At 60.0% G+C, this 14,371-nt stretch carries 20 protein-coding genes and 1 pseudogene; 2 read left to right on the top strand and 19 right to left on the bottom strand.

The window, feature by feature from the left end:
• The 5 genes and pseudogenes from F599_RS0111815 to F599_RS0111795 all read right to left on the bottom strand — a co-directional run.
• Window positions 1–201: pseudogene (locus F599_RS0111815) on the bottom strand (major tail protein); the annotation flags it as partial.
• A complete protein-coding gene (gene gp17, locus F599_RS0111810; protein WP_019543725.1) occupies window positions 201–572 on the bottom strand; it encodes a tail completion protein gp17 in 372 nt (123 codons plus the stop codon). The pseudogene F599_RS0111815 and the gene gp17, both read right to left, overlap by 1 nt.
• Entirely contained in the window at window positions 569–955 is a 387-nt protein-coding gene (locus tag F599_RS0111805) for an HK97-gp10 family putative phage morphogenesis protein (protein WP_019543724.1), read from the bottom strand. The genes gp17 and F599_RS0111805 overlap by 4 nt, the downstream gene beginning before the upstream one ends.
• Window positions 948–1,292, bottom strand: coding sequence for a head-tail adaptor protein (locus F599_RS0111800; protein ID WP_019543723.1), 345 nt, complete (start codon window positions 1,290–1,292; stop codon window positions 948–950). The genes F599_RS0111805 and F599_RS0111800 overlap by 8 nt, the downstream gene beginning before the upstream one ends.
• Window positions 1,292–1,570, bottom strand: coding sequence for a head-tail connector protein (locus tag F599_RS0111795; protein WP_019543722.1), 279 nt, complete (start codon window positions 1,568–1,570; stop codon window positions 1,292–1,294). The genes F599_RS0111800 and F599_RS0111795 overlap by 1 nt, the downstream gene beginning before the upstream one ends.
• Window positions 1,571–1,704: 134 nt before the next feature.
• Here F599_RS0111795 and F599_RS14360 point away from each other — a divergent pair, with 134 nt between their 5' ends.
• Window positions 1,705–1,890, top strand: coding sequence for a hypothetical protein (locus F599_RS14360; protein WP_019543721.1), 186 nt, complete (start codon window positions 1,705–1,707; stop codon window positions 1,888–1,890).
• Between the two features lie 57 nt (window positions 1,891–1,947).
• On the opposite strand, the gene F599_RS0111785 is transcribed toward F599_RS14360, so the two are convergent.
• The 3 genes from F599_RS0111785 to F599_RS0111775 are packed head-to-tail and all read right to left on the bottom strand — an operon-like array spanning window position 1,948 to window position 5,158.
• A complete protein-coding gene (locus F599_RS0111785) occupies window positions 1,948–3,144 on the bottom strand; it encodes a phage major capsid protein (RefSeq protein WP_019543720.1) in 1,197 nt (398 codons plus the stop codon).
• Between the two features lie 15 nt (window positions 3,145–3,159).
• Window positions 3,160–3,921 (bottom strand): head maturation protease, ClpP-related, encoded by a 762-nt coding sequence (locus tag F599_RS0111780; RefSeq protein WP_478383186.1) that lies wholly within the window; start codon window positions 3,919–3,921, stop codon window positions 3,160–3,162.
• Window positions 3,815–5,158: a phage portal protein gene (locus F599_RS0111775; protein ID WP_019543718.1), complete on the bottom strand. Its 1,344-nt coding sequence runs from the start codon at window positions 5,156–5,158 to the stop codon at window positions 3,815–3,817. The genes F599_RS0111780 and F599_RS0111775 overlap by 107 nt, the downstream gene beginning before the upstream one ends.
• 385 nt (window positions 5,159–5,543) lie before the next feature.
• Here F599_RS0111775 and F599_RS0111770 point away from each other — a divergent pair, with 385 nt between their 5' ends.
• The gene (locus F599_RS0111770) at window positions 5,544–5,924 is read left to right on the top strand and encodes a hypothetical protein (RefSeq protein WP_020700588.1); all 381 of its coding nucleotides are present in this window, start codon (window positions 5,544–5,546) and stop codon (window positions 5,922–5,924) included.
• Between the two features lie 46 nt (window positions 5,925–5,970).
• Here the strand turns inward: F599_RS0111770 and F599_RS0111765 are convergent, their stop codons facing one another.
• The 11 genes from F599_RS0111765 to F599_RS0111715 form a co-directional block, all read right to left on the bottom strand.
• The gene (locus F599_RS0111765; protein WP_019543716.1) at window positions 5,971–6,150 is read right to left on the bottom strand and encodes a DUF5049 domain-containing protein; all 180 of its coding nucleotides are present in this window, start codon (window positions 6,148–6,150) and stop codon (window positions 5,971–5,973) included.
• A gap of 256 nt (window positions 6,151–6,406) precedes the next feature.
• The gene (locus tag F599_RS0111760) at window positions 6,407–8,008 is read right to left on the bottom strand and encodes a terminase large subunit (RefSeq protein ID WP_019543715.1); all 1,602 of its coding nucleotides are present in this window, start codon (window positions 8,006–8,008) and stop codon (window positions 6,407–6,409) included.
• Window positions 8,009–8,094: 86 nt separating this feature from the next.
• Window positions 8,095–8,358 (bottom strand): Nmad4 family putative nucleotide modification protein, encoded by a 264-nt coding sequence (locus tag F599_RS0111755; protein ID WP_019543714.1) that lies wholly within the window; start codon window positions 8,356–8,358, stop codon window positions 8,095–8,097.
• Between the two features lie 132 nt (window positions 8,359–8,490).
• Window positions 8,491–8,952, bottom strand: a complete 462-nt coding sequence (locus F599_RS0111750) for a gamma-glutamylcyclotransferase family protein (RefSeq protein ID WP_019543713.1) — start codon at window positions 8,950–8,952, stop codon at window positions 8,491–8,493.
• A gap of 91 nt (window positions 8,953–9,043) precedes the next feature.
• Window positions 9,044–10,000 (bottom strand): amidoligase family protein, encoded by a 957-nt coding sequence (locus tag F599_RS0111745; RefSeq protein WP_019543712.1) that lies wholly within the window; start codon window positions 9,998–10,000, stop codon window positions 9,044–9,046.
• A 119-nt stretch (window positions 10,001–10,119) separates the two neighbouring features.
• Window positions 10,120–10,347 (bottom strand): DUF4314 domain-containing protein, encoded by a 228-nt coding sequence (locus tag F599_RS0111740; protein WP_019543711.1) that lies wholly within the window; start codon window positions 10,345–10,347, stop codon window positions 10,120–10,122.
• On the bottom strand, window positions 10,331–11,107 hold the full coding sequence (locus F599_RS0111735; RefSeq protein ID WP_019543710.1) for a hypothetical protein: 777 nt from the start codon (window positions 11,105–11,107) through the stop codon (window positions 10,331–10,333). Before F599_RS0111735 ends, F599_RS0111740 begins: the two co-directional genes overlap by 17 nt.
• A gap of 80 nt (window positions 11,108–11,187) precedes the next feature.
• On the bottom strand, window positions 11,188–13,110 hold the full coding sequence (locus F599_RS0111730) for a DNA cytosine methyltransferase (RefSeq protein WP_019543709.1): 1,923 nt from the start codon (window positions 13,108–13,110) through the stop codon (window positions 11,188–11,190).
• The gene (locus tag F599_RS0111725; RefSeq protein WP_033369399.1) at window positions 13,100–13,396 is read right to left on the bottom strand and encodes a hypothetical protein; all 297 of its coding nucleotides are present in this window, start codon (window positions 13,394–13,396) and stop codon (window positions 13,100–13,102) included. Before F599_RS0111725 ends, F599_RS0111730 begins: the two co-directional genes overlap by 11 nt.
• Window positions 13,397–13,398: 2 nt before the next feature.
• Complete coding sequence (locus F599_RS0111720) at window positions 13,399–13,956, bottom strand: N-acetylmuramoyl-L-alanine amidase family protein (protein ID WP_019543707.1); 558 nt, start codon at window positions 13,954–13,956, stop codon at window positions 13,399–13,401.
• The coding region (locus F599_RS0111715) for a DNA-methyltransferase (RefSeq protein WP_019543706.1) at window positions 13,953–14,371 on the bottom strand (419 nt) is incomplete at its 5' end. The genes F599_RS0111720 and F599_RS0111715, both read right to left, overlap by 4 nt.

Raw genomic sequence — 14,371 nt, 5'->3', positions numbered from 1 at the left:
CGCCTGGCTCGTCTTGGGCTTGATGTCGATCTTGCGGAGCACCTTGCCGAGACTGACGGGCTTGTCATAGACCGCCGTGCCGCCGACGGGATCCTCGAGCAGCTTCGCCACATGAAATTTCTGGATGTTGATGAACTGTCCGCTCACGAGATTGGAGCGCGGCGCCGTATTCACGGCGGGCGTCGTTCCTGTTTCTGCCATTATGCTTCCACTCCTGTTCCGATACGAAAATCTATCGCCTTCACAAACATATTCTTCTCCGCGAATTCCACCGACTGGGCGCGACGGAAACCGATGTCCTTCATCCGCTTCATCACGCAGTCCTCGATGGCATCCGCCGCGCCGTCCTTCGTGAGGATATGGACGCGCACGGTCACGCGCCGCTCGACCTCTTCGCCGTCCGCCGAGAGCGCGGGTACATCCGAGACGACCGAGTAGACGAGGACGGGATAGCTCCCGGCGTCCGGGCTCTTCCCGTGATAGATGCACGGGCCGCGGCGATCGCGGGCGAGCAGCCCGGCAAGCGCGGCGTCCTTTCTGAGCGCCTGGTAGACGCGTTCCTGTACGTTCACGAATGATTCCTCCTCAAGGCGGCCTTCACCGCTTCCACGATGCCGCGCCGGACGCCGTCCCGTCTGGCATCGAGCGCAGGATAGAGGAACGGCTTGTTGATCTTTGGGCTGAACTCCACGAGCTTGCCGTAGGCCGTGCCGTCCTGCGCCTTCGCCCCCGCGGAGATACGGTAGAGCGTGCCGCTCCTTTTCTTCTCGGCATGGATGGAATCCCGCAGGGCGCCTGGCGTTATGCGCCTGTCTTTCCCTTTGTAGACTGGGCAGCGGCTTTTCGCCTCCGCGACGACTTCCTCCGCGCCTTTTGCAAGCGCCGCCTTGGCCGCCTGCAGGACATTTTCTCCCATGCCGCGCAGGAGATTCTCCGTCGACACATATTTACGCATCTTCCACCATCTCCCTGCACTCGATAACCAGCCAGCGCCGCTTGCCGTCGAGCGGGTACGGCGGCGCGGCAGGCAAGAGCTTCCTGCCCTGCCAGAGGATGACGTCCTCCGTGCGGATGTTGGACGGATCGCGGTAGCGCAGCACGACGCGGTAGTCCACCTCGCGCACCATCTCCGCCGTTCCGTCCGAAATCTTCGCCGCGAAGGGCAGCACCTTCGCCCAGCACGAAAAAACCTCGTCACAGTCTCCCGCAACGAGGTTGCCGGACGCGTCCGGCTCGGCTCTCGGCCGCAGCACCGTGACGCGGTGCCGCAGTTCTCCGATATTCACATACACTAGAATTCCTCCTTCCTTTCCCCCGCGAGTAGCGCGCGAAGCGTCAGCAAGAGCCGCGCGTGATCCGCCTCCTCGCGGTGCTCGTAAAGATACGCCGTCGCATAGAGGATGCCCGTGCGCAGGACAGGCAGGGCGGTTTCCGGCACCTCCGCAACCCAAAGCCGCAGGACATCCAGACAAAGCGCCTCGGCCGCGGCGAGCAGGGACGCTATGACGCCGTCATCCTCCCGGCCGTCCATGCGCAGGAACTCCCGCGCGTCATCCAGGGATACCAGCATGGGCATACCTCCTCAAACTATTCTCTTTCCTTGCGTTTACAAAGAGAAACCTCTAAAATGAAAGCAAAGATGAACTTCGCAATGACAATGTCAAAAAAATACAAATGAACTGTCAAAGGAAAGGAGCTTCCCACATGGTGTGCTATCCTCCAACGCTTTCCGATAATACTGAACGTGTGTGCGATGATGAACTTCTTCACGCCGCTGCGGAGCGACTGAAAAACTACAATCCTGCAAACACGATCCCCTTCGAGAAGGTCGCCGCTAAGAACGGCATCTATCTTACCGCATTACCGAAGGAGGACATCGAGCTCGAATGAGCTGATCCATAATTTCATCGGCAGCTGTCCTTTGCAAGTGACAGCTGCCGCTTTCATTTATTTCGCCGCCATCTGCAGCACCTTGACGGCCTCCGGCAATACGAGCTTGCCGTCGACGCGCTGGGTGGTCATGAAGCCGACCTGGCCCGTGGTCGCGAAGAGCTCGTTGAGGCGCTTGAAACTGCGGCCCTGACGGTCGGCGATCCAGTAGTAGCTAAGGTCGCCGAAGAGGACGGACTTGCTCCCCGCCGCGATTTCCGGCACGAAGGACGAGGTGTAGACGGGACGGTTGAGGATGGTGTCCGGCGTTCCTGTCGTGATGGCGGCCTGCCAGAGGTACTGCCCGTTCGCGTCCTTGAGCTTGCGGATGGCCTTGACCGTGCTGTCGTTCATCACCCAGACGGCCTTGCGGCGGTACGGTGCGCGGAGCGCGTAGAAGAGGTCGATGAGGTCGTCCGTCTTGAGGGCTGCGCCCGCCGTCACGCCGACCTCGGCGCCGCCTTTCTCCGCGAGCACGCCTGTCGGCTTTTTCTGCCCGTCGCCCACGAAGAACGCCTCTTCCTCCTTCGCTCCCATGCGGCGCGCGAACTCGGACGCAATGTAGCCCGGGATGTCGAAAATACTGTCGCTCAGAAGCTCGTCCGACACCTTGATGAACGTGCCGAGCTTGTAGGCCGAGATGGTGAGCTGGCTGAACTTGTCGTCGCTCTCCGGCACGAGGGCGTTCTCATCCATCCATTCTGCCGTGCCGTGGCTTGCCACCACAGGGATAGCGCGGTCGCCGCTCGAGGTCTGGATGGTCTTGGCGAGCTGACGGAAGATGTTCTCCTCCTGCAGCGCGTCGACAAGCGTGTGCTCGAACTCGTCCGGCACGAGATAACCGCCGTCCCCGTCCGCGCCGATCTGGAGCACGTTGCTCACCGCGGGCGTGACCTGGCGGCTGCGCATGGCGTTCCAAAACGCTTTTTTGTACTCATCCGTCGCCCGGGGCATTGCCGCCTCCGCTGCGGGCGCGGACTGCGGCGGCTGAACGAGCGGCGCGGCCGTCGGACGGCTGAGCTCGTTTTCGATTTCCCGCTGGCGCTCGAGGCGGCGGATTTCCTTTCCGAGATCCTCGATGTCTTTTTCCATGGCCGTGTAAGCGGCGTCGTCCTCCGCCGAGAGAACGCCCTTCTCATTGCGGCGGGCGTCGAGAAATGCCTTGGCGCCTTCCCAGGCCTGAGCGCGTTTTGCGCGAAGTTCGTTGATGGTCATAAAGATTCCTCCTGTTCAGATAAACTGCCTGATGAGCCGGAGCCGGTTCGCGAGCTCCGCTACGCTGCGCCCGGTTGGCGCGTGTTCTTTTTCCGTAGGTTTCACTGTATCTTCCGGCGGCTTGTACTTTTCCGTCAGCCTGCCGATGATGCGGCGGCTGCACTCGCGCTCCGAGTAGAGCGAGGCGGCAGGCGTCTCCCCCGGCAGGCTCTCGCCGCTAGTCCTAGGCTCGATGATCCGGTCGGCAAAGCCGAGCTCGACTGCTTTCCTCGCGTCCATCCAGGTCTCGTCCTCCATGAGCTTCGAGAGCTTGGCCCGCGAGAGATGTGTGCGGCTCGCGTAGGCGTTGATGATACTTTCCTTCGTCTCCCGCAACACCTCGATGGCCTTGGCCATATCGTTATGGTCGCCTGCCGCCATCATGGCGGGATTGTGGATCATCATCATCGCCACGGGAGACATCTGCACCTCGTCGCCCGCCATCGCCACGACCGTCGCCGCTGAAGCCGCGACGGCGTCCACCTTGACCGTGACCTTGCCCTTGTAGGCCGCGAGCATGTTGTAAATCTGCGCGGCCGCGAAGCAGTCGCCGCCGGGGCTGTTGATCCAGACCGTGACGTTTCCCTCGCCCGCGTCGAGCTCTTCCTTGAAAAGCCCCGGCGTCACTTTGTCATCGAGCCAGCTGTCCTCCGCGATGACACCGCGCAGCACGAGCGTCCGCTCCAGCGTTTCCGCCTGCTCCTCCGTCCGGTTCCACATCCAGAACTTCTTCATCACTATCCTGCTCCTTTCCCGCGAAGAGTCCCGCGTCCTTGAGCTTCGTCATGTTGCCGTTGATGAGGTAGAGGTCGCCGCCTTCCTCCGCGGGAATGCGGTCGAGGTTCTCGAGCGCGCGGATATCGTTGGCGCTCATCCAGCCGTTCTGCCGCGCGACCGCGTAGCCGTTCATGCGGCTCTGGTAGTCGCCCCGGAGCAGCCCCTCCACGTTGAACTTGATGAAACATTTCTTCTTCTCCTCCGGCAATAAAAGAGCCCGCGCCATGGCCTGTTCCCAGCGGGAAAGCCACGGTGCGAGCGTGTATTTCACGAACTCGAGCGACTGCTGCTCGATGTTCGAGAATGTCGATTTCTCGAGATCGCCCACCATGTGCGGCGGCACGCGGAAAATGCGGGCAATCTCGTCAATCTGGAATTTTCTCGTCTCGAGGAACTGTGCCTCGTTCGGCGCGATACCGATGGGCGTGTACTTCATCCCCTCCTCGAGCACGGCGATGCGATGCGCGTGATGCGTGCCTCCGTAGACGGCCTCCCAGCTCGCCCGCACCCGCGAGGGATCCTTGAGCGTCCCCGGATGTTCGAGTACGCCGCCGGGCGCCGCACCGTTCGCGAAGAACGCCGCGCCATAGGACTCGCACGCAAGCCCCATGCCGATGGCGTTCCGCGCCATGGCAATCGGACTGTAGCCGACGATGCCGTCATAGCCGAGCCCCGGGATATGGAGCACATCGGCGGCGGAAAGCCGCACGGTCGCGCCTTTCATCGTCTTCGCCTCATCCCCGATGACCGTATACTCGTAGAAGAGACGCCCCCGCGCATCGCGGTCGACACGCATGCGGTTCGGCATCAGGGGATAGAGCGCCACGACATCGTTCCTGCCGCTACGGATGATCTGCGCGTAGGCATTGCCCCAGAGCAAGAGATGTGTCATGAGCGTTTCGCGGAAAATGAACGAAGTCATCTCCGGGTTTGGCTCATCGTGGAGCAGGAAATACAGCGGATGTTCCGTCGCCCGCTCCCTGCCGCCGTCTTTGCCGTACCGATACACATGGAGCGGCAGCCCCGCCACCGCCTCCGCGAGCACCCGCACGCAGGCATAGACCGCCGTCATCTGCATCGCCGTGCGCTCGTTGACATTCTGCCCCGCGGACGTCCCGCCAAAGAAGAACTGATAAGCCGCACCCGCTGTCGAGTTTCTCGGCTTGTCGCGAGAAAAGAATCTGGAAAAAATATTCATGCGCACCTCCTGTGCTTTTTACCATCCTATGCGATAATAGAGAATTCGATGGGACTGTCATCGCTCCCTATTCATAGAAAATATGCTCAAATCCTTGAAAAAACTCACTTGGGTGCTTTATAATGAAATCAAGAAAAGATATGGTTGCTACTAGTGGCTGCAGCCATCCCTTCCGCTGGGGACAATAAAGATGCAACGGTATCGACCGTCGGTGAAGGTAGGAAAATTCACCGCCACTGCTGAGGGAGCTGCAATAGCTTCCTCTTATTTTATTGTGAATGATTATTTCCAGGGAATCATTGCAAGAACTACAGATTCCCTACGAGCGGCGTCTATGCAACAATCTTTTTGCTATACCTTGAAGAACGAAAAATAGGAGTGATGCATGATGCTTTCCAAGCTTTCTTTCTACATCGGCGGCTACGGCGGTCCATCTTACTCTCTGGAACTTTCTCTGTCTGACGGCAAGTGGCAGGAAAAAGCCCTGCTGTATGACCGCGCTTACTACCGCAAAGAAGTGCCGCCGCAGCCGCTCTTTCCATCCCCCGGCCTGTCCCTTGCTGCCTGGCTGTCTGAATGGAACGAGCTGAACGTTTCCTCGTGGAAGGAACGCTATGAAAATTCCCACTGTCTCGACGGCACGCAGTGGTCGCTGGAGTACGAGGAAAACGGCGTGCGCCGCGAGAGCGGCGGCAGCAACCGCCATCCCCGCGGCTGGAGGAAATTCATGAACTGGCTCCACAAGCGTTACCCGGAAATAAGATGACCAAAAGGAGCCTTGCGGCTCCCCTGGGAAGAAGGGCTTGCTTCGTTTATTTCCCTGTCAAAATGAAATTGCAGTAGGCTTTGTGGTTCTTCCTGTCGCTGAGGAAATCCGCCAGCTCATCGAAGGCAAGCTGTATCGCGATTTCCCTGACCGTTCCTACGTCGAACATGTTCGTGGCTCCCGTTTCTCTGACCGCCAGAATCTCGTTTTTGATTTCTTCGTTCATCCTGCATTCCTCCGTTTCGTGTGGTTCCCTTCTTCCTGTACATATATCACTCTGAACGGAGAGAATAGCAAGCGATACACGAAGTATACACTTTAGGAACCGCTGATTAAATGAGGTGCCCTGAATTTGCGTAGATGCGCTGTATCTCTCTAGGAGACAAACCGGAGGCGTAGCAGAGCTACGCTGAGGATTTGTCGACGACGAGAGGACAGTGCAGATACGCAAAGGCAGGGTGCCGAATTAATTAGTGGTTCCTTTAGAGTACGAGCAGCCCGCGCTCGTCGTAGACGGAGTTGCCGCTGCCACCGCCGCACCGGATTGCCCGGTCGAGCGCCATAATTGTCGCGATGACGCCGTCGATTTTCTCGGTCGACTTCTCCTTGTCCGCCTTGATGTTCCCAGCGGGGTCGGTGCGGATGAAGATGTTGTCCATCATCCATCTCAGGACGGGATGGCCGCCGTGCGCGATTTTCTGCTCGAGCGTGAGCTTCATGAGTTCCTTGGTCGGCGGGCTCATGTCTTTGTAGCCCTGTCCGAACGGTACGACGGTGAAGCCCATGTCCTCGAGGTTTTGTGTCATCTGCACCGCACCCCAGCGGTCGAAAGCGATCTCGCGGATGTTGTACCTTTCCCCGAGCTGCCCGATGAATTTCTCGATGAAACCGTAATGGACCACGTTCCCCTCGGTCGTCTGCAGGAAGCCCTGCCTCCGCCAGACGTCGTAGGGAACGTGGTCCCTTTTTACGCGCAGATCCACATTTTCCTCGGGAATCCAGAAATACGGCAGCACCTGGTATTTATCTGCCTCATCCTCCGGCGGGAACACGAGCACGAACGCCGTGATGTCCGTCGTGGACGAAAGGTCAAGCCCGCCGTAGCACGCTCGTCCTTCTAGTGTCTTTTCATTGACAGGAAAGGCGCAGGCATCCCATTTCTCCATCGGCATCCAGCGCACGGACTGCTTCACCCACTGGTCGAGGCGGAGCTGCCGGAAGGCGTTCTCCTCACCGGGATTTTGCCGCGCCGATTCGCAGGCGTCCCTGACCTTTTCCACGGAGATAGTCTCGCCGAGGCTCGGATTGGCTTTTCTCCAGACTTCCTCGCTCGTCCAGTCCTCATCGCGCCCCGCGCCGAAAATGACGGGATAGAACGTCTTGTCGTGCTTGCGCCCGCAGAGAATGTCCTCCGCTTTCTGGTGTACCTCGTAACAGATGGAATGCGTGTCCGTCCCGGCCGTCGTGATGAGAAAGTAGAGTGGCTGCGTTCGCGCGTCGCCGGAGCCTTTCGTCATGACGTCGAAGAGCTTCCGGTCCGGCATCGCGTGCAGCTCGTCAAAGACCACGCCGTGTACGTTGAATCCGTGCTTCGAGTAGGCTTCGGAGGAAAGCACCTGATAGAAGCTGTTCGTCGGCTCGAAGATGATGCGCTTCTGCGAGCCTAGGATCTTGACGCGCTTGCTGAGAGCCGGACACATACGCACCATGTCCGCCGCGACATCGAACACGATGCTCGCCTGCTGGCGGTCGGAGGCGCAGCCGTAGACCTCCGCGCGCTGCTCCCCGTCCCCGCAGGTGAGGAGAAGCGCCACCGCCGCGGCAAGCTCGGACTTGCCGTTCTTCTTTGGAATCTCGATGTACGCCTGGTTGAACTGCCGCCAGCCGTCCGGCTTCAGTACACCAAACAAGTCACGGATGATGCGCTCCTGCCAGTCGATGAGCTCGAAGGGCTTTCCTGCCCACGTCCCTTTCGTGTGGTGCAGGCACTCGATAAAGGCAACCGCATAATCCGCCGCCTCTTTGCTGTAATGGGAATCCTCCGCCATGAACCGCGTCGGCTTGTAATTCCTGAGTTTCCGCATAGCGTCTCCTCCTTCCTGAAAATTTCACTACGATCGCCACCGCCCTTTCCGGGGCGGCGGCTCGTTTGTTTTTTTTTTTGGCTTGCTTAGCTGTTCATCGCCCAGGCGATCGCATGGCCGTCATCCTCGAAGGCCGCCTCGCTGACCGCCGTCAGCCTGATCTCGCCTTCGCAGCTGTGGTCGTCGGTCGTGAATTCGTAGGCCGCGCCGTACCACCGGTCGCCCTTATTGTAAAAGTGTCCCGCGAGGAGCACCTGGTTCCCGAAGGTCAGAAGGCATCTCCATCCTTCCCCGAGGTTTTCCGGCGTCGTGGTCTGCGGCAGACGGTAGGTTCTTGCTAAGTCTTTCATTTTCGGTTCCTCCGTTTCGGTTCTTTTTCTCCTCCGAAGGTGTTTCCCTTCGTTGTGTATATATATCACTCTAAACGGAGATAATAGCAAGCGGTCTGTGCGATAAATTTCGTGTATACAACCGCTGTTTTTTCAGCAGTGTTTCGCCGTGTATGCCAGGGCCTCCCGGAGGATCTCTTTCTCGAAGCCGAAGTTCTCATAGGCCCGTTCGAGGAGCGCGGCGTACCATTCTTGCGGCAAGCCGAAACGCCGCTCCTCGTGCATGACGTAGGCCATGCTGCGCGTCCGGCCGCAGTCCCTGCCCGCCGCGTTCACCGTGACGGTCTGGATTTGCCGCTTGTAGTAGAAGTCCGGAAAGCCCTCGTAGCGGTCGAGGCTCTTCTCGTCCTCCGCCGTGACGCGCCAGAGGAGCACAGGCACATGCTTTCCCGCCTCCCGCTCGATGGTAGCGTAGGCGCCTGTAAGCGAACCCTTGAAAAGAAGCCGCCAGCCGTCGAGCCTTCCCGCGCCGAGGAGCCGCGCTCCCGGGCAGCGCGCCTTCATCTGCGTGAGATCCATGTTGCTGCCGTAAGCCAGGTAGATTTTCGTTTCCATCTTCTTCGCCGTCCTTTCTGCTTCCGAAGGAACATCCCTTCTACTGCCCCAAGCCCGCCATCGTGGCGGGCGGGGCTTTTCCTTGCGCCGGTCAGGCGGAAGGGGTGCTCCTGCCGAAGCGGAAAGCGGCGTCTCCCGCAAGGTTCCTCGTGAGGATTTCCCTTGCCGTGGCGAATTCTTCCCCGATGAAGCCGAGGCGCATCAGCCAGGTGCGCATCGCGAATTTCGGATTCTCGCGCTGCGGCTCCTTGGGGCTCGCGCTCCTAAGTTCCTTCGCCACCTGGGAAAGGGCGAGGCAGAGCTGGATGTAGCTCTTGATCTCTCCGCCGTGGATGCCGCCGCGGCGTCCTTCCGAGGGGTTCGCGAACTGGAAAAGGCGGAACTCAATGGTGCCTTTCGTGAAGGCCGCGTGGAGGTTCAGGCAATGGTAGCGGCTTTCGTTGTAATGGGCATGCCGTCCGCTGTCCGCGTGGTTCCCCTCGTACCAGATGTCCTCGAGCCGACGCATGGTCCGCGGCTTTTCGCGGTTCAGGCGGCGAAGGAAGTCCCGGTTCACCGTCCGGCAGTAGCGGCCGATGCGGCTCCTGTCTACCCGCATCGCGGCAATCAGGAGGCTTTCGTGGCCCGCCATGAGGTTCGCGAGGTTGCGGATGGTCTGCGGCGTGTGTCCTTCCTTGCCGATGTGGATGTGGATGCCGCAGGTGTGCGCGGGGTTGCTTTTCGCCCCGGCGCGGCGGAGCTTCCGCAGGAGCTCCTGGAATTTTGGGATGTCCTCGTAGCGAAGGATGGGCGTCACGAGCTCCGTCTGCTGGCTGCTGTCGGCGTTGATGCTGACGTCCCGCTGGAATTTCCATTCGCGTCCCTCCCCGTCCCAGGCGCTCCAGGCGCAGTAGCCGTTGCGGGCGGCGGTATTCCCTGAGCGTCCCGTGCCGAAGAATCCGGCGGCAATCTTCGCCGCCTTCTCCCGGGTGATGCCGTACATCTCGACCTCCACTCCGATGGTCTGCTTCTTCATTTCCTCGATGCGTCTTGCCGTTGCTGCGTTCATTTTGCTTTCTCCTTTCGGTCTGCGGTGTGTTCCTTTCGCTAGTGTATATATCACTCTGACGGGAACGATTATCAAGTACATTCTCGTGTATACTTGACCGCAGCCGATGGGGAAAGCGGCTATTCTTCTTTCAAAATCTCGAACGCATCCACACCGGGGATGAGACTCAGCGAGGAGCCGCTCTCCCAGCGGACAAGGATGCTGCCCGCGTCATCCACGCCCCGCACCTCGCCCTTCGTGCCGACGGGCGGCGCCTGGATGTCGTCCATCGCGAGCAGGCGCACCTTGGTGCCTTTCGGATAGGTACGGCGCAGGCGTTCGAGGCCTGCTTCACCCGGAAACTTCATCGCCCGGCACCTCCTTCCCGTGACCGTCGCGCCACGCGGCGCTGCCGGAAAGGTTCCGCAGGAGAATCTTCCGCGTGGTCTTGTACTCCGCGCCAATCAGGCCGAGCCGCAGGAGGAAGCAGCGGAACGCGTACTTCTCATTGGTAACGGCCCTGACCCTCGCAGTGACGCGTTTCTGCCGCTTCGCCATCTCGCAGAGCCTGCCGATGAAGTCCCGGCAAGCCTTCGCCTTTTCCGGCGTGATGTCTCCAGTCAGCCAGGCAAAGGTGAGGCAGTCATCCGTAAGCGTGTAGACCGCCTCCTCGATGCCGAAGGCTTTCCGGATGAGACTGCCCTTGCTCTCGAGCAGGCGGTCGAGGTTGTCGAGCGCCGCCTCCGTGAAGCTCTCTTTCGGCAGGCTGACGGTCAGCCCGTCGAGTGTCGCTGCATCGGACCTGTCCTCTGCCTCTGTTCCGCTTCCTGCCGCGGCTGTCTCGTCAGGCTGCTCCGCTTCGCCCGGCGCCTCCGGCTCCGCGGGCTTTCCTGCTTCTTCACATGCAAAGCCCGCCTGTGCCAGGGCTTCGAGAACCTGCTCCACCATCCCGGCATCCGTACGGTCCGCAAAAACCAGGGTGCCGTTCCTGGTGATCTCGAAGTCTCCCACCTGATAGGAACAGCTGGGGACGCCCAGATACTGCTTGCTCCAGCCACCCAGCGCCTCGCTGACTGCCTGGACCATCTCCTTGCGGCGCGGGCCGCAGACGTTGTATTTCACTTCCATTTTCAAAACCTCCTTTTCTTCTGGCAGTCACATATTCCCGTAAAGTGCAGGAAATAGCAAGGGCTTTGTGTTGTATACAATCACGTTTCCTGCGCGAAATGAGCGATGCCCGCCATGACGTAATAGACGCAGGGAAGCGCCACGCCGTTGCCCCACATCTTGTATTCCGCGCCGTCCGTATGAGGGTTCCGCAGCCATTTCCGGATCTGCTTGTCCGTCTTCGGCTTCTTCGCGCCGGTCACGATCCGGCGGTGCGTCTCGAACACCTCCCGCCAGAACGCGATTTCCTCCTCCGAGGGATTCTCCGTCTCAAGCCCCGCGCACCACCAGTCCGGAAAGCCCTGCAGTCTCGCGCATTCAAGCGGCGTCAGCCTGCGGACGATGTACTCCGGCTCGGCTGTTACGGTCGGCGGATCTTTGTAATCCGTAGCGACAAGCGTGTCCGTCGCGTCCTCATCCGAGAATCTCGTATGATAGGAGTTCTTGCTCGAATGATAGACCGCCACAAAGTTCTCGGGATTGCCGAGCTGCTGACTGGACGGCCCTTTCGGTCTGTCATTCGTCGACAGCGCTGCGGATTTCTCGGCGAACGCCACAGCGTGCTGCTCGGTCGCGTTCCATGTGAAACTGACGCCGTCCTCGGAATAGCCGCTGCCTTTGTGCGATGGGCGGGTTCCGTTGCCCTCGATCGCCACAACGGCAATGCCGCCCTGATTACAGGCAGGATCGCCGCCTCTGGTATCCAGCGTTCTCGAAGTATCAGCTTCATATATCCCGGCATGAGGATTGTCCGACAGCATCGCGTGACTCGAATCCGAGCTGATGCCGAAAGCCTTCATGTTCACGACCGCCACGCCGCCTTGGTTGGAATCAGGAGCGTTGCCGCCGGTGTCTATCGTTCTTGCAGTGTCGGTTTCGTAGCAATTCTGACGGGAATTTCTCGTGCCTTCGGAAGTGAATCTCACATCGTATGTTTTCGTGTCCTCAACCACAAGCGGCTGATTGTTGCCGCCTGCTCCATACGTCCTCGTTATCGCGGGCGCGACGGACAGCGGCCCTCCGCAGCGGCTGTCCTGGCTGTGATTCTCGTAGACTGTCGCGGGAACGACGCCCGCTCTCAAGGTCGGGGCTTTCTCTTCCTCGCAGCCGATGCTCCTCGCTTTGGCTGAGTGTTCCGTACAGAATCCCGCCGACTGCAATGCCACGGGAGGATGACCGTGATCCTGCGCACGGAGCGTGCCGGCTACATCCTTTGAAACCTCCATCCAGCTGCCGCCCTGGTCGTTCAGACACAGGCCTGACGTTCCAGAGCGATTCTCAGGACTTCCGGCAGCTCTTTGCCACGATTTGAAGCTCTCGCCAGAATACCCTGGCAAGCCTTCGGACTTAAATAGTATCTTTCCGGCACCTTGTCCTGTAAAATCTGCGACAAGGTAGATGCGTTTTCTTCTCTGGGGAACGCCCCAGTACTGAGCGTCAAGTACCCGCCATGCGAGACTGAAATCGTCCGCCACGATTTCTCCGGCGTTCGGCCATTTCTCAGGTCGAGGAGAATCAATCGTGTATCCTTTGACCGAGCAGACCGCCTCGAGCACGGACTGGAAATCCGCGCCCTTGTTCGAGGAAAACGCGCCTGTGACGTTCTCCCATACGATGAATCCCGGATACCTGCCATCTGTTGCCTCCCTCATTTCCTTCACGATGCGCACGGCCTCATAGAAAAGGCAGGACTGCTTTCCATTCAGTCCTGCCCGCTTCCCCGCGAGCGACATATCCGTGCAGGGAGAGCCGAATGTGATGATGTCCACCGGCTCGATGCCGCCGCCGTTCATTTCACTGATATCCCCGTAATGCCTGACGGATGGGAATCTTCTCGTCGTCACGCGGATGGGGAACGGTTCGATCTCCGACGCCCACACGGGACGGATGCCCGCGAGCAGGCCGCCGAGCGGAAAGCCGCCGCTGCCGTCAAAAAGGCTGCCGAGCGTAAGCTCACGCGTCATTGCCATGGCCATCCCCCTGCTTCTCCGCCATACACTCGAGCGACTTGCCGCAGAGCCACAGGAAACCGTCGACCGCGCACGGCAGAAACACGCGGTCGCGGAAACGGCACCAGCCCGTCTCGCTTTCAGCGGATTTGCCGAGGGCGGCGATGTAGGCGGACGCGACCTCGCGGGCGGCGGGAAGCGCTTTGTCCTTCAGCCAGAGCACGAAGTTTTCCTTGGCCTCGGTGCGGACGAAGTCTCCGATGTGTTCCATCATCTCGTTCTTTACTGCTTCGATTTTCATGATCATCCCTCCGATTCATAGTCCGTGACGCCCCGCGCGATGGCGCGCGCGAGATCGTCCTGTCTGTCTCTCAGTATCCGGGCGTCGCTGTCATTGTCGATGAACGCCATCTCGACGAGCACCGCCGGCATGTCCGTGCGGCGCAGCACGCAGAGGTCCGGGCGCTCCTTGAGACCACGGTTCTTCGTGCCGACGGCGTTTACGATCTGGTGCAGGATGCAGACCGCGAGCCGCTCCGCTTCACCGCCGATGCGATATACGCAGATTTCCGTGCCGCGGGCGATCGCGTTCGCCGCATTGCAGTGCAGGCTCACGAAGATATCCGCGGGCCAGTCATTGGCCGCACCGCAGACGGTCGCGTCCTGGCGGTCTGCGTAATTGCTCTCGCCGCTCAAATTATCGCTCTGCAGCATCCACACCTCGCAGCCAGCCTTTTCCAGGTATGCCGCGACAAGCACGCCGACATCGTGCGCTACATCACATTCGCGAAGTCCCATACCCTGATTCACAGCGCCGCTATCGTACTCCGGATCGTGCCCGGGGTTCAGGAATACTCTCATGCCTTGTCCTCCTCCGCTTTCTTCACACGCTCATAGGGAATCTTTTCCCCCTCGCGCTCGACATACACATCCGCTGCGTCTCCGTTGTGGAACTCGAGATAACGCTTCACAGCGACATCGACGAACTTCGGCTCGAGCTCCACGCCATAGCAGATGCGGCCGAGCTGCTCGCAGGCGATGAGCGTCGAGGCCGAGCCGAGGAAGCCGTCCAGCACGAGTCCGTTCGTCTGCGTGCACTGCCGGATGAGATAGGCGATGAGCGGCACGGGCTTCGAGGACGGATGGCCGCAGCCGTCTTTCTTCGAGTCCTTAATGCGGTCAAACTCGAAGACCGTCACCTGCTTCTGGTCGCCGTACCACTCGTGCTTGCCGTCCTTACGCCAGCCCCAGATGATGGGCTCATGGATGTACTTCC

Source organism: Selenomonas bovis DSM 23594, assembly GCF_000381005.1.
Classification (GTDB): domain Bacteria; phylum Bacillota; class Negativicutes; order Selenomonadales; family Selenomonadaceae; genus Selenomonas_C; species Selenomonas_C bovis.
Note: the sequence above shows the minus strand (reverse complement) of the source record. Positions and strands in the feature narration are given on the sequence as shown.